The organism is Myxococcota bacterium, from assembly GCA_040387835.1.
Taxonomy (GTDB): Bacteria; Myxococcota; UBA727; order UBA727; family JABDBI01; genus JAZKCZ01.
On the sequence record JAZKCZ010000002.1, the window covers coordinates 263,399 to 277,327 of the forward strand.

At 48.5% G+C, this 13,929-nt stretch carries 12 protein-coding genes; 5 read left to right on the forward strand and 7 right to left on the reverse strand.

All coding sequences use genetic code 11. The annotated features are described in order from the left end of the window. Positions 1-27: 27 nt before the first annotated feature. The 5 genes from V4534_03975 to V4534_03995 are packed head-to-tail and all read left to right on the forward strand — an operon-like array spanning position 28 to position 5,920. Positions 28-1,080, forward strand: a complete 1,053-nt coding sequence (locus tag V4534_03975; protein ID MES2504016.1) for a hypothetical protein — start codon at positions 28-30, stop codon at positions 1,078-1,080. Further along, the gene (locus V4534_03980) at positions 1,068-1,625 is read left to right on the forward strand and encodes an aminodeoxychorismate/anthranilate synthase component II (protein MES2504017.1); all 558 of its coding nucleotides are present in this window, start codon (positions 1,068-1,070) and stop codon (positions 1,623-1,625) included. The genes V4534_03975 and V4534_03980 overlap by 13 nt, the downstream gene beginning before the upstream one ends. Continuing rightward, positions 1,618-2,217: an aminotransferase class IV gene (locus V4534_03985; GenBank protein MES2504018.1), complete on the forward strand. Its 600-nt coding sequence runs from the start codon at positions 1,618-1,620 to the stop codon at positions 2,215-2,217. Before V4534_03980 ends, V4534_03985 begins: the two co-directional genes overlap by 8 nt. 39 nt (positions 2,218-2,256) lie before the next feature. Continuing rightward, positions 2,257-3,816 carry a S8 family peptidase gene (locus tag V4534_03990; protein MES2504019.1) on the forward strand — a complete coding sequence of 520 codons (1,560 nt, stop codon included), beginning with the start codon at positions 2,257-2,259 and terminating at the stop codon, positions 3,814-3,816. A gap of 40 nt (positions 3,817-3,856) precedes the next feature. Continuing rightward, positions 3,857-5,920: a catalase gene (locus V4534_03995; GenBank protein ID MES2504020.1), complete on the forward strand. Its 2,064-nt coding sequence runs from the start codon at positions 3,857-3,859 to the stop codon at positions 5,918-5,920. On the opposite strand, the gene V4534_04000 is transcribed toward V4534_03995, so the two are convergent. The 7 genes from V4534_04000 to V4534_04030 are packed head-to-tail and all read right to left on the reverse strand — an operon-like array spanning position 5,917 to position 13,893. Beyond that, on the reverse strand, positions 5,917-7,866 hold the full coding sequence (locus tag V4534_04000) for a UvrD-helicase domain-containing protein (GenBank protein MES2504021.1): 1,950 nt from the start codon (positions 7,864-7,866) through the stop codon (positions 5,917-5,919). The genes V4534_03995 and V4534_04000 overlap by 4 nt on opposite strands. Further along, a complete protein-coding gene (locus V4534_04005; protein MES2504022.1) occupies positions 7,863-8,270 on the reverse strand; it encodes a hypothetical protein in 408 nt (135 codons plus the stop codon). Before V4534_04005 ends, V4534_04000 begins: the two co-directional genes overlap by 4 nt. Before the next feature lie 55 nt (positions 8,271-8,325). Beyond that, positions 8,326-8,892: a hypothetical protein gene (locus V4534_04010; GenBank protein MES2504023.1), complete on the reverse strand. Its 567-nt coding sequence runs from the start codon at positions 8,890-8,892 to the stop codon at positions 8,326-8,328. Continuing rightward, positions 8,889-11,273 (reverse strand): DNA topoisomerase (ATP-hydrolyzing) subunit B, encoded by a 2,385-nt coding sequence (gyrB, locus tag V4534_04015; GenBank protein ID MES2504024.1) that lies wholly within the window; start codon positions 11,271-11,273, stop codon positions 8,889-8,891. The genes V4534_04010 and gyrB overlap by 4 nt, the downstream gene beginning before the upstream one ends. 26 nt (positions 11,274-11,299) lie before the next feature. Continuing rightward, complete coding sequence (obgE, locus tag V4534_04020) at positions 11,300-12,286, reverse strand: GTPase ObgE (GenBank protein ID MES2504025.1); 987 nt, start codon at positions 12,284-12,286, stop codon at positions 11,300-11,302. Next, complete coding sequence (gene grpE, locus V4534_04025) at positions 12,283-12,774, reverse strand: nucleotide exchange factor GrpE (GenBank protein ID MES2504026.1); 492 nt, start codon at positions 12,772-12,774, stop codon at positions 12,283-12,285. The genes obgE and grpE overlap by 4 nt, the downstream gene beginning before the upstream one ends. A 45-nt stretch (positions 12,775-12,819) precedes the next feature. After that, a complete protein-coding gene (locus V4534_04030; GenBank protein MES2504027.1) occupies positions 12,820-13,893 on the reverse strand; it encodes a phospholipase in 1,074 nt (357 codons plus the stop codon). Between the last annotated feature and the right edge of the window lie 36 nt (positions 13,894-13,929).

Genomic DNA, 13,929 nt, shown 5'->3' on the forward strand with positions numbered 1-13,929 from the left:
CCTTATTCCCACGTAATAGGAGAGCTCATGAAGTTTTGGCCGTACGAAGAAGTTTTATTCAAAGCCACTGATCTCAGTAGAGGCCAATTTGCATTAGAATGTCCTTGGCTCACGAGCGAGTTCGAAGTGGTGCCAAACTCAAAAAACTTCCAGGCTTTAACGAGCCATATCGATAAACCAACGCTAAGCCCAGACCTTGCAGAGCTTTGGGCTGGCCTGAGTACCCTACCCATCGTGTACCACCTTCCCCGCCTTTACCCGTTTGGAACCGATGCACATTTTGCTAAAGAAGTGCTCGCCTGCGAGTCGCCTTCTAGCTGCGCACAAAGTTTAGGCATCGAAGCTGACGCGTTTTTTGAGAAAGAGTGGACATGGGATCACGATGCAATTTTAAAAATGGCTGCCATAGGAGATTGTGCTTTCTATGACCCTATAACTTTATTAAGTATTGCGAGACGATTTCACTATTTGGACTGCTCAGATAATAAAATCGATGAGCTCTATCAAAAAGTTGCATCCATACAAGATATCCCAACGCGAAAGCAGGCGCTCGCCACGCTCGTCAGACAAAATCACTATGTAACTGAGCAATGCCAATCTTCGCTGGAGCCGGCCATGGATCTCGCCGGGTCTGCAGCTCAAGACCTAGCGTCATTCATGAACGCTGAACGAGGTCATGACAAACTTTTAGGGCGCAGCCTTTTAGCTTTAAATGCGCAGTCGCCAAGTTGGGCCGCACTTGATGCCACGCAGGCACTGATGAACATACTGCGAGTTTCAGCCGAAAAAAACTTTTTAGCCTTCTGCATCAATCTGGACTTTTTTGAAAAGCCTCAATTTAAAGAGAAAGATGGCCTGGCAGAGCTATTGGAGAACTCCGCCGAATTTACCGCGGCTAAATCACTTCATATTCATAAAAAGATAAACGATGAAGGCGGGCACGAAAGTGTACCTCTGACGCTGCTTACGCACATGCGACCCGTTGACAAAGTTTATGCACATCAAGCATTGTGCCTAGCAGAATTAGCCTCTTTTGCGATCGCACAAATTCCCTATCAACTTGAATCATGCCTGTTTTAATGATCGAAAATCACGACTCTTTTAGTTACAATATTGTTGACTACCTAAAGCGTATCAGCCCGTCCGTTGAGGTTCGCAGCCACCTAGAAACACCTGAACTTACAGGGATAACGCATTTGATATTGGGCCCCGGGCCTGGATCGCCAAAGACTTCAGGTCTCTTAATGCAATGGCTTGATGCTGCCGTTAAAGCAGAAATTCCGACCCTAGGGATCTGCTTAGGCCACCAAGCCATTGGCGAATATTTCGGCGCAAACTTGATGAGAGCCTCTAGGGCCATTCACGGGGAGGCACATGCTATCACGCATTGCGGCGACAGATTATTTAAAGGCCTCGCAAATCCAACGAGAGCTGCACGTTATCACTCACTTATCTTAGCCAATTTAGGCCCAAGTCTTCGCATTGATGCCTGGACTGGTGACGGCGAAATTATGGCTATTTCTCATGTCCAACTGCCGATGTTAGGCGTGCAGTTTCATCCGGAAAGCTTTTTAAGCGAACAAGGGCTGGAGCTGTTAAATAACTTTTACCAACTCTATGCTTGAAGTTTTTACAACCATCATGGTGCTCAAAGACGGTCCTTTATTTTGGAAGGCCCATCTAGGGCGGTTGTGGCAACATGCTGTCCTCGCCGATATTAAATACCAAAGCTTCGAGTTTCCAATCGGCGAGTGCCTTAAACTAATAAAGCTAAGCCATAAGCCGTTTTTACTTCGTATCAGCCTAAATCAAGATGGTTACACGCTTGGCACGAGAGCTTGCGAAGAGGCCCAAACGAAGCCAGTGAAAGTCTTCATTTCAGATCAAATTGTGATATCAAATATTAAAACCAATCAAAGGGCCGTTTACGACGAAGCTCTCCGTCAAGCACAACAGCATCATGCATTCGAAGGTCTCCTGTTAAACCAAAGTGGTTATGTGGTCGATGGCAGCAAAAGTAGCCTCATCCTACGTCGGAAAAAAACATTAATAAGCCTGGCAGGCGGCCTTTGCGGAATTACTCGCCAAATGATTTTGCAAAAAGCAAAGCTAGAGGGCTTTGAAATTGCAGAGGATTACCTAAGGCCTAAAGACCTAAAAGGTGAACTGTACTTGGCGGGCACCGGTGTAGGCTTAGTGAGATGCGTTTGTATTTGAGAATCCCTCTGTATTATCATCTTTAGACAAGGGGGTATTATGGGGGCGTTTTATCGCACGATTTTAGTTATTTGCCTGTCTTTACCGGCAGTTGCGGGGGCGCTTTCACAAAAACCAGGAAGCTACTTAGTCAAGTTTAGGCCAAATACCACCGAGTCTGTTCGCCAAACCATCCATGAACATGCGCATGCCAAGCGCGTTCGGAAGTACACCCACCCAGCAGGTCTTGAACTGGTACAAATTCCAGCCAGCCTCACAGCCAAAGCGCTAGAAATATACCAGAAAGATACACGAGTACAATTCGTCGAACTGAATTACCAAATGCGAGCAACACAGGAACTTCCTGATACTCCTTTATTTGATGTCCAGTGGGGCCTGGGGCCTACCGGGATTAACGCTGGACCTGCCTGGAGCCAAATCACGGGTGATAAAAGTGTTGTTATCGGAATTTTAGATTCTGGGGTCGATTATAACCACCCAGACCTGCGCAATAACATTTGGGTAAACACTCTCGAGATTCCAAACAATGGCGTCGATGATGACAATAACGGTTACATCGATGATGTGCACGGCATCAACGGCATTGAAGCAACGGGCGATCCGATGGACGACAATGGCCATGGCACTCAAATCGCCGGCATTATTGGCGCAGAAAAAAATCCCACCATGGGTGTGTCTGGTGTGGTTCAAAAGGTGTCTATTATCCCATGCAAGTTTATGAATGCCGAAGGCGTTGGTGATACCGCTTCAGCGTTAGCATGCATGGACTACTTTTCCGAACTTGCGGTGCGCAAGAACAGTCCTGTGAAAATCATCGCCACCAATAACTCCTGGAGCAGGAACCGACCTTCCATGGCTTTTAAGACCGCCGTCCAAGAGCATCAACGTTTGGGAATCCTATTTATTGCTTCTGCCGATAGTCGAAAGGGCAACAACGACACGTTCTTTGTGTTTCCTGCCAATGCAACCGAAAGCAGTTCCATTGCTGTGGCAGCATCGGACAGAACAGGCTCGCTGGCTTCTTTTTCCAATTATGGCAAACACTCAGTGCACGTTATCGCGCCCGGAATCGATATTTACACCACGCAACTCGACGGCAAATATGGATTTATGAGCGGCACCTCTGCCTCCACCGCATTTGTCACCGGGATGGTGGCTGCTTTGAAAAGTAATAATCCCGATTTAACCTGGATTGGCATCAAGAATTTGATTTTTGCTGGTGGACTGCCTACCGCTTCTTTAGACCCCTATATCTTTACCAGCAGACGCGTACGCCTCATTGATACCAACGGTTTTGGTTCTCTATCATGCACCAATCAAACGGTAGCAGGGAGGCTGAGTCCCAAAACAGCCAATACCACCATTCGATTGGGCGAAACTTTGCTACTGTCTTGGCTAAGCATCAATTGCGCCAACCCAAATCCCGTTGGTCTGCCGAATATTGGCCTACATGACGATGGTGTCGATGGGGACGATGCGCCTAACGATGGCGTTTACAATAAACTATTTACACCGACTGAGGCGGGAACTTATCAAATTGCCTTCGGCCAAAACGACATTATTACCGTCAACGTCGTCGCCACAACGGCATCACAATAGTTTCCTTGACGGCTTGCATGGATTTGTTAGCAAATGAACCATGCCAATTCAAAAAAAGCCAAACTCGCATCCCGCCGAAACCCACCAAACTGCCCAAGGAAAGATTGCACCAATAACGACCCAGCAGGGTATGCCTATCAGTGACGATCAAAACTCGTTACGCTTGGGCGCTCGTGGGCCGGCTTTGCTTGAAGATCACGTCTTACGCGATAAGCTATTTCACTTCGATCACGAACGCATCCCTGAGCGTGTTGTCCATGCTCGTGGCTACGGCGCGCATGGCTTTTTCGAAAATTATCAGTCTCTTTCGGGCATAACCTCTGCAGATTTGTTTCAGCGTCCAGGCGAAAAAACACCGGCCTTCGTTCGCTTTTCCACTGTTGCAGGCAACAAAGGCTCTGCAGATTTGGCCCGTGACGTACGAGGCTTTGCGGTGAAACTTTACACTCAAGAAGGCAATTGGGACATTGTGGGCAACAACATCCCCGTGTTTTTCATCCAAGATGCCATGAAATTCCCAGACTTAGTTCATGCGGCCAAAGATGAGCCGGATCGAGGCTTCCCCCAAGCAGCCACCGCGCACGATAATTTCTGGGACTTTATCTCCCTCATGCCTGAAAGCATGCACATGATTATGTGGGCCATGTCTGATAGAGGCATCCCGCGTTCTTTCAGGTTTATGGAAGGCTTTGGCGTTCACACGTTCAGACTGGTGAATAACAAGGGTAAATCGACATTCGTTAAATTTCATTGGAAGCCAAAGCTAGGCCTTCAGTCAGTCGTTTGGAACGAAGCCGTTAAAATCAACGGCTGCGACCCAGACTTTCATCGCCGAGACCTATGGAACGCCATCCAAAATGGCGATTTCCCTGAATGGGAGCTGGGCCTGCAACTATTCGACGAAAAATTCGCAGAGAAATTCGATTTCGACGTTCTAGACCCCACGAAGCTTATCCCCGAAGAAGAAGTGCCAGTTCGTAGGGTTGGGCGACTCGTATTAAACAGAATGGTCGATAACTTCTTCGCCGAAACTGAGCACGTCGCTTTTTGTACTCAAAACATCGTGCCCGGGGTCGATTTTACCAACGATCCCCTGCTCCAAGGACGTAACTTTTCGTACCTAGACACGCAGCTCAAGCGCCTGGGCAGTCCAAACTTCACCCATATCCCCATTAATGCACCCAAATGCCCGTTCGCTAACTTTCAACAAGACGGCCACATGGCTATGTTCAATCCTAAAGGTAGAGCAAATTACGAACCCAACTCTTTAGGCCTTGGAGGCGGCCCCAGAGAAACGCCCCGCGGGTTTAAAAGCTTCGAAGCCACTGAATCAGGAGCTAAGCTGCGAATACGCCCAGAAAGCTTTGCAGACCACTACTCTCAGGCGCGTCAATTCTACATGAGCCAAACGCCCATTGAGCAAAACCATATTGCAGATGCTTTGGTATTCGAGCTCAGCAAAGTAGAGCGCGTAGACATTCGCAGCAGAATTGTTTCGCACCTACTCAACATTGAAAGCGGACTCGCCAAAACAGTAGCGGCAGGTTTACGCCTAGACAAAATGCCCAAACCCCTGCCCGCAGCAAAACCAACGCGCAAAAATTTAAAGCCGTCCAACGCGCTGAGCATACTGAAAAACCCACCCAATAGTTTTAAAGGCCGCAAGTTGGGCGTATTGGTCACAGATGGTGCCAACGCAGTCCTATTTAAAGCTTTGTTAAAAGCCGTTTCTGGAGAAGATGCCAATCTAGAAGTAATAGCCCCCACCATCGGCGGCGTGAAACTAAGCGACGGCACGTGGCAAGAAGCTCAACACAAGTTAGAGGGAGGACCATCGGTGATATTTGACGCGATTGCGCTACTCACTTCGCCGACAGGCGCTAAGGAGTTGATTGGGAAATCAGCAGCAAGAGACTTTATTGCCGATGCTTTCGCTCACAATAAATTTATTGCCTATACAGAGGATGCCCAGCCGTTACTGGAAAAAGCCGGCATTGCAGACGAGCTAGATGGAGGTTGCATACTACTGAAGAAGGTTGCAGAGACTAAAAACTTCCTTAAAACTTGTCAGCAGTTAAGATTCTGGGCAAGAGAAAAAGCTTAATACCAACTGGGCCGGGCCATCGGCAAATCGCCCACTACCCAGTCCGTGGGTAATTCGCGCAGAAAGCGGCTGGGCGCCCTGCCCTTGATTTGACCCCTTATTAAGCGCCTGGTTGCGTAGGTCAAAACCAGCTCTTTACGGGCGCGGGTCATTCCTACGTAGGCTAAGCGGCGTTCTTCTTCGAGTTGGTCTGGTTTTGCATCTTCTTCCAGAGCGCGCGCATGCGGAAAGCCGTATTCTTCCATGCCAACCATATACACGTAGTCAAACTCAAGCCCTTTCGCAGCATGTAAGGTCATTAAAGTGACAGCACCTTCAACGTTTTGAGCATTGGATTCATCGGCGCTTGATAGCAAAGCGGCATTCTCTAAAAAGCCGAGCGCGCTGGGCTCTTGATCGTACACGTCGCAGTCATCCACGTATTGCTGAGCGGCGGAGATAAGCTGTTCGATATTTTCGACACGCTCGGGCTCCATGTGCTCTTCGCGGCCGCTGATATCCAGCGCTCTTTGGATGGCTTCTGCAGCGTTGATGTCTTTTTCAGCCAACACGCCTAGCTCTGCGAGAGACTGAGCGAAAGCTTGGATTTTTGCGGCGGTTTTGCTGGAAATACCTGCTTTGAGTAGCATTTCTTTGGATAGGAACACGGTCATTAGGCTTAAGCCGTGTGCCGAGGCATAGTTTTGCGTTTTGCCTAAGCTGGTCGCGCCCACGCCTTGTTTCGATGCGAGCATTGCTCTGACCAAATCCAAATCGCTTTTAGGATTTAGAGCGGCTCTTAAAGTTGACAAGATATCTTTGATTTCCTTGCGGTCGTAAAAACGTACGCCACCAACCAAACGATAAGGAATTCTTGAAGCTCTAAGCGTTTCTTCAAATGATCGGGACTGCGAATTTGCGCGCATGAGCACAGCAATTTCGTTTAGGCTTTGGCCTTTGCGAATTTTATCTTCGATGCGATAGCCAATGAGCTCAGCTTCGTAGCGGTCGCTGCTGGTTTTAATCACGCGCACGGTTTCACCGGCACCGCGCATGGAAATCAAGTTTTTGCCCAAACGGCGGTCGTTATTTGAAATAATGGCATTCGCTGTATTTAAAATCGCTGTAGTTGAACGGTAATTTTCTTCCAGCCTAAACAATTTGGCGCCTGCCATTCGGGTTAGAAATTCTTCTAAGTTATATGGCTTCGCGCCGCGCCAGCCGTAGATGGATTGGTCGTCGTCGCCCACAATGGCGAGCGTTTCAGCGTTGCCGCCAATGGCGTAGACAATTTCAGATTGGACTTTGTTGGTATCTTGATACTCGTCCACCAGAACATGTCTGAACCGCTCGCTGAGTGCAGCAAGGCCCTCTGGGTGTTGAACTAACTGCCTCACTTTTAGCAAGATGCTGTTAAAATCTAGGGCGCCAACTTCTTGGAGTCGTTGCTCGTACAGTGCATATAGCTCACGCGCCCGCATGATGCGTTGGTCACCATGTGAATCAGCCTCGGTCGGCAAAATGCCTTCGTTTTGCCATTTGTCGATTTGGTCGCTGTAGAAAGATAGGTAGTCTTTGGAAAGATTAAGCTTCACCAAAGCAATATCTTTCAAAAGCTTGTCGCTGTCAGAAGAATCGTAGATTACAAAGTTGGGCGAAACGTCTACAAAATGCCCATAACGCCGCAAAAGCTTAGCGCCGATGCCGTGAAAAGTGCCTAACTCAATCTGACGAGAGACGCCGGGTACCAAATGCTCAACCCGCTCACGCATTTCCTGCGCGGCTTTGTTAGTAAAAGTTAGCCCCAAAATGCTGTCGGGCCTTGCGCCTTTGGAAATCAAATAGGCGATTCGATGTGTAATAACGCGCGTTTTGCCTGTGCCCGCGCCAGCTAAGATGCAAATAGGCGCATCCATCACAGTGGCTGCAAGATATTGCGTTGGGCTTAAAAGTTGTTCGAAATTCATTGGTTATTATTTTTTCGGATTAAGAGTCCAGAAGGCCGTTTTTCTAAGACCATCGATTCACGATCTTCTACAGACATACTGGCTGAGCCACGCCAAGTTTCAAATCCCTTCAGGCAGTTGCCGCAAGTGCAGTCTTTTTTCGGCTCCATGGCCGCTGGCAACTCGAAATCCTGTTGGCAATTCGAGCACTTATGCGTGCGCATCACACGCGGCGCTCTTTTACCGACTTCGAGCGCGCCCATCACTTGGGTGGCACATTCGCGGCAGTAGGTACCGGAAGTCTTCGAAGGCCTGCTGTTGATATGGTCAGCGCGGCCGCACTTTTGGCACACGACCTTGCGGGCAATACGAGTACCATGTTGGTTACGGCTTCCACCGACCAAAAGAGGGGTTTTGACTTGCATAGGACCAACGATTCTGAAGGGTTTTAGACCTTTAGTCAATGGAGCCTAAAGCGCTCTAAAAGCTGAAGTTTCCAAACAAATTTTGCAGGCCTGAGCCGGATGCTTTATTGGATTTCAGTTTTTGACCGGGTTTTGCCAAATGCAAAGACGCCAGCGCTTGATCGAAGGCATCTACCAATCCACCACAGGTGCTTTGATTACAGGCCACTTCGAGCTCAAAAGTCTTGTTGCCAAGCACAGCATTGACTGTGCGAACCATGACCGGCAAAGTCACATTGCCCAGATTATTAAAAGTCATGGTTTGAACAATGGTTTTTGTACCATCGATCGAAACGGTCTCTTTTTTCACCATGCGAAAGTTTGGTTTGCTGCTCACGCTGTCTTCTGCGTTCAGAGCCATCAAAGCAGCAGAGGCACCGCTTGAAGGCGCCTTTTGAACTTGAATGGTTAACGCCGAATTATTAACTGGGCATGCCAAACTGCCTGCAGATAAAGCGCAAGGTAGCAACGCAGAAGGTATGAGGATGCTGAAGCTGCCTGCTGGATCTACCTGCATCTCATCCGCATGCAAAGTGACAGAAACCAGCAAACACCCAAGCAACGCCCTCACGTAATTCATCATATGTCGAGGTTTACCACATCGAGGGCAGCTTTCTCAATAAATACTCGTCTTGGTTCAACTTCATCGCCCATGAGACCAGAAAATGCTTCATCGGCATCCACGGCATCTTCGATCTTCACTTGCAGGAAGGTCCTGTTGGCTGGATCCATGGTGGTTTCCCATAGCTGGCCAGGGTTCATCTCGCCCAAACCTTTATAACGTTGGATGGTTTGACCTTTACGAGCGAGTTGATCCAAATGATCCGCCAGTTCAAACACAGTTTGAGCTTCGAACTCGCCGCCAGATTTGACCACGCGGTAAGGACCTTCGCCAAGCACAGCACTGCCTAAAGCGTGCCGCTTCAACTCTCTGAGTTCCACGCTTTTGAGCCACGCGTCGTTGACCACAGTCTGCACCGGGGCGCCATTGTGTAAACTCTCGATTCTTGTTTCAAGCTCACTCGATTTGACCGAGATCGGCATAACATGCGGTGCATGAAGCGTCAGATGTCGCTCCAATACGAGCGCATCAACTTCCAAGGTTTCGATCTGGCCAGCTCTGACCAAAGCATCCACAATATCGGGATCTTGACGTTTGCGGATACGCTCCAACAAGCGCTGATAAGCGTACAAACTGGTGACGCCTTTTTGCAGATCGTCTACCGAAACCTTGCCTGAGCCTGAATGCACTTCAATGGATTCAAGCATGTTGTTGACCAAAAAGTGCTCTAAAGCTTCGTCGTCTTTCAGGTAAGTTTCTTTTTTACCTTTTTGAACTTTATACAGCGGGGGCTGAGCGATATACAGATAACCACGTTCAACCAACTCGCGCATTTGGCGATAGAAGAAAGTGAGCAACAACGTTCGAATGTGACTACCGTCAACGTCCGCATCGGTCATCAGCACAATCTTGTGATAGCGAACTTTGCCTGCATCGAACTCGTCTGGGCCGATGCCAGTTCCTAGCGCGGTAATTAACGTGATGATTTCCTGACTAGAAAGCATCTTGTCGAAACGCGCTTTTTCAACGTTTAGAATTTTACCACGTAAGGGCAAAATCGCTTGAGCTCTGCGATCGCGTCCGCTCTTGGCTGAGCCACCCGCAGAGTCCCCTTCTACGATGAAGATTTCGCACAGGGTTGGGTCTTTTTCTTGGCAGTCAGCGAGCTTGCCCGGCAAGCCTAGGCCATCCAAGACACCTTTTCGGCGAGTTAGTTCACGTGCTTTACGAGCAGCTTCACGCGCTCTGGCGGCATCGATAACCTTTTGGCAAACTTGTTTGGCTTCAGTTGGGTGTTCATCTAGCCAGGCAGCTAATTGCTCAGCGACCAAACCTTCGACCACGCTTCGAACTTCAGAAGAGACCAGCTTGTCTTTGGTTTGCGAGCCGAACTTTGGATCAGGAAGCTTGACAGCGATAACCGCTGTTAGTCCTTCACGCATGTCTTCGCCCGAGAGCACGCTTTTTTCGACTTGCTTTTGGAACACGCGATTTACGTAGGTGTTTAAAGTTCGAGTAAGCGCCGCTCTAAAGCCTGCTAAGTGGGTACCACCGTCGCCGTTTTTAATGGTGTTGGTGAAACAGAACACATGTTCTTGGTAGGAATCGTTCCACTGGATGGCGATGTCCACCATGCACTGCGGGCCTTTAGGATCATCGCCCATCACCCTAGAGCCGGTAATATAAACAGGTTCTTTGTTGAGCGGCGAATTGTTTTTGTTCAACATTTGAACAAATTCTTTAATGCCGTCTTTGTATACAAATTCTTTGTCTTTGCCGGTTCTCAAATCAGCGATCTTAACGATTAAGCCTTTATTTAAGAAAGCCTGTTCACGCAAACGTGAGGCTAAAACTTCGAAATGGAAAGCGATATTGGTAAAGATGGTGGAATCGGGCTTAAAGCGAATTTTCGTGCCTGTGCTGGTGGATTCACCGATGATTTCGAGGCCTGAAGTTGGATCGCCTTTACTAAAAGTCTGGCGGTAAAGCTTTCCATTACGCTTGATTTCAAGAACAAGCTCTTCACTCAAAGCATTCACAACGGACACACCAACGCCGTGCAGACCCCCTGATACTTTGTATGAATTTTGGTCGAACTTACCACCGGCGTGAAGCACGCACATGATCACTTCGCAAGCAGGCTTGCCGGATTCATGCATATCCACAGGGATACCGCGTCCGTTATCTTCGACGCTAATGGTTTCGTCTTCATGAATGGTGACGCTGACTGTGTCGCAGTAACCGCCCAATGCCTCGTCAACAGAGTTGTCGACAACTTCAAAAACCATGTGGTGAAGACCGGAACCATCATCGGTGTCGCCGATGTACATTCCAGGGCGTTTCCGAACGGCTTCAAGACCTTCTAAAATTTTAATAGAAGAAGCATCATAACTAGTAGTCATAGGGCACAGACCCTAGCATCAAAGCCTCAAGAGGCCAAGAGAACTCCGCTTACAAACCCCCAAAGTTTTTGACGTAATTCATCAATTCCTTTGCCGGTTACTGCGGATATTTCCATCACTGGGATATTCTGCTTTAAAAATATATCTTTTTGAGATTCATAAACGATGTCTGATTTAGTCAAAACAACCAATTCCGGCACATCGCAAAGCTCAGGGTTAAACTCAGCCAATTCGTTACGAATAATTTGGTAACGCTGCCACAAATCATCGCCTGGCTCTATCAAATGGCACAACACGCGCACGCGCTCTAAGTGCTTCAAAAAGCGAACCCCGAGACCAATTCCTTGCGAAGCGCCTTCGATGAGCCCAGGAATGTCTGCCATAACAAAGGTGTGATAATCTGGCCCGCGCACCACCCCAAGCTGAGGGATCAATGTGGTAAACGGATAATCGGCGATTTTTGGCTTAGCCGCACTTAAGCGAGATAGCAAAGTTGACTTACCCGCATTCGGAAAGCCCAAAAGGCCTACATCGGCCATGAGCTTCAGGCTAAGGCGGAGGTTCTTTTCTTGTCCTGGCAGGCCTGGTTTTGCAAAATCAGGGGCTTGCCGGGTCGCGGTCGCAAACTTCGTGTTACCAAAGCCACCGGAGCCGCCTTTGCAAATCACCACGCGTTGACCATGAGCGGTAAAGTCAGCGAGTTGCTCGCCCGTGTCCGCATCGAACACCTGAGTGCCCACCGGGATCTTTCGGATAACATCTTCACCAATGGCGCCGTAGCAGTTTTTTGAACGGCCATTTTCGCCACTATCTGCCACCAATTGAAATACATAGTGAAAATCGAGCAACGAATGCAGATTTTCATCACCTTCTAAAATAACGTTGCCGCCATCGCCGCCATCACCGCCGGCAGGCCCGCCCATCGGAACGCAGGCTTCACGGCGCCAAGAAACAGAGCCATTACCGCCATCGCCCGCTTTGGCGTACAATTTAACTTCATCAACAAATTTCATTTTGCAACCACAACTCGAGCCGGACGAACCAAACGTTCGTTCAAAAAATAGCCCTTTTGATATTCCTGAATAACTTTGCCGGATTCAGCCGCCGGATCTTCATTTTCCGCCACCGCTTCATGCTTATTGGGGTCAAAATTCTCACCCAATGCACTAAAGCTCTTAATACCGTGGCGACCTAAGGTATCTTCAAACTGTTTCAAAACCATTTTAACGCCGGTAACAATCGGATTTTCCGAATCAGCGCCAGCAGCGTTAACCGCTTGTTCGAGATGGTCCAAAACAGGCAACAAATCGGTTAACATCGATTCATTCGCAAAGCGCACTGAGCTTTGTCTGTCTCTATCGGCCCGTTTCTTAAAGTTTTCGAATTCAGCGCCCAGTCTCAAAAAACGGTCTTGCAGAGCAGCCAATTCATCCGAGGCCAGCTTTTCAGGCTCAGGCAGTTGCTCATCCGCTTGTTGTATTTCTGAAGTGTTGTCATTCATAGGCCATTAAATATAGACATCAAGGCCTTAGGCGTCAATCGGGTGTCACATGGCTTTTAGCTTTGCTAACGTACTCCAGCCGTACCAGTCGGCGGTCCAACTGTAATCGCGAGCATCGCCTAAATTGTTACGGCGCATAACCTTTTGCGCCGAACGGTCCCAATAAAACAGCGGAGCAATATCTACTTTGCCATTTGCGCCATTTTCCACTGCCATAGGTAAAAGCGCTAAATGTTGGTATTTTGCAGGTAACTGTTTCGTTTGATAAGCCAAATAGACTTCATCCACTGACGCCTGAAGTGCTTTTAGCATCATCGCCTTATTGGTCGAATTCAGAGGATCTTGGTAGCGCTCATCTCCATAGGCGATCCAACGATCACCGTATTCGTTAACAACATGCACTCCTGCTAAATTCTCTTCATCGTGCATGAAACCTGCCAGCAGAGACCCAACAAATGCGGGCGTTACATTGAGAGCCAAGTAATCGCGCGGTGTGCGAATATGCCCTGCAGCAAAACGGTCAGACAAGAAATGACAGGCAAACCCGTCCATCGCATAGGCTCTGCCCAAATTGCCTTTAACTGCTTCACTCAACGCAGCCTCATGACCGGCAATGTATGCTTTGACAGCGTTGTCTCCGAAATGATCAAAATCTTGCTCGGCCAGATTTAAGTAGCGCCCTGGCGACAACCACCAAAAATATCCAGAGCAAGCGCCGCCCGTTAGGCAGTTCCACCGGCGATGCTGGTCATCTTTCAAAGCCAAAGGACCTTCTCGAATGGCGGCTAAGATGCTTTTGGTTTCTTCAACCGAGCTTAAACTGGCCGAAAAGGTATTAAATGCCTGTGTAAATCGGTCACGCCTTGATTTCAAATCAGGCGCAGAGGAGATAGGTGCCCCGACGATGCCGTAAAAATCCCCAAGCGTCATCAAATCACCAAAGCCAATATCCAACCCATTTTGAAGCTTCAGCAGCACATTTTTTCGGCCAGCTTGCTCACCGATTTTTAAGACTATTTCGTCGCCAGCACGCGCGTGTTCCATAGACTCATAGCGCATGTAAAAATCGCCAGCCCAAAGGCTATAGGCCGCACATAGAAATATCCCAAGTTTAAGCATGAAATCCCCAAGTGGGATTTTAGCTAAACCGGTTAG

Coding starts and splice junctions, on each gene's coding strand:
- V4534_03975 (MES2504016.1), top strand. CDS start 28: ATGAAGTTTTGGCCGTACGAAGAAGTTTTATTCAAAGCCACTGATCTC.
- V4534_03980 (MES2504017.1), top strand. CDS start 1,068: ATGCCTGTTTTAATGATCGAAAATCACGACTCTTTTAGTTACAATATT.
- V4534_03985 (MES2504018.1), top strand. CDS start 1,618: ATGCTTGAAGTTTTTACAACCATCATGGTGCTCAAAGACGGTCCTTTA.
- V4534_03990 (MES2504019.1), top strand. CDS start 2,257: ATGGGGGCGTTTTATCGCACGATTTTAGTTATTTGCCTGTCTTTACCG.
- V4534_03995 (MES2504020.1), top strand. CDS start 3,857: ATGCCAATTCAAAAAAAGCCAAACTCGCATCCCGCCGAAACCCACCAA.
- V4534_04000 (MES2504021.1), bottom strand. CDS start 7,866: ATGAATTTCGAACAACTTTTAAGCCCAACGCAATATCTTGCAGCCACT.
- V4534_04005 (MES2504022.1), bottom strand. CDS start 8,270: ATGCAAGTCAAAACCCCTCTTTTGGTCGGTGGAAGCCGTAACCAACAT.
- V4534_04010 (MES2504023.1), bottom strand. CDS start 8,892: ATGATGAATTACGTGAGGGCGTTGCTTGGGTGTTTGCTGGTTTCTGTC.
- gyrB (MES2504024.1), bottom strand. CDS start 11,273: ATGACTACTAGTTATGATGCTTCTTCTATTAAAATTTTAGAAGGTCTT.
- obgE (MES2504025.1), bottom strand. CDS start 12,286: ATGAAATTTGTTGATGAAGTTAAATTGTACGCCAAAGCGGGCGATGGC.
- grpE (MES2504026.1), bottom strand. CDS start 12,774: ATGAATGACAACACTTCAGAAATACAACAAGCGGATGAGCAACTGCCT.
- V4534_04030 (MES2504027.1), bottom strand. CDS start 13,893: ATGCTTAAACTTGGGATATTTCTATGTGCGGCCTATAGCCTTTGGGCT.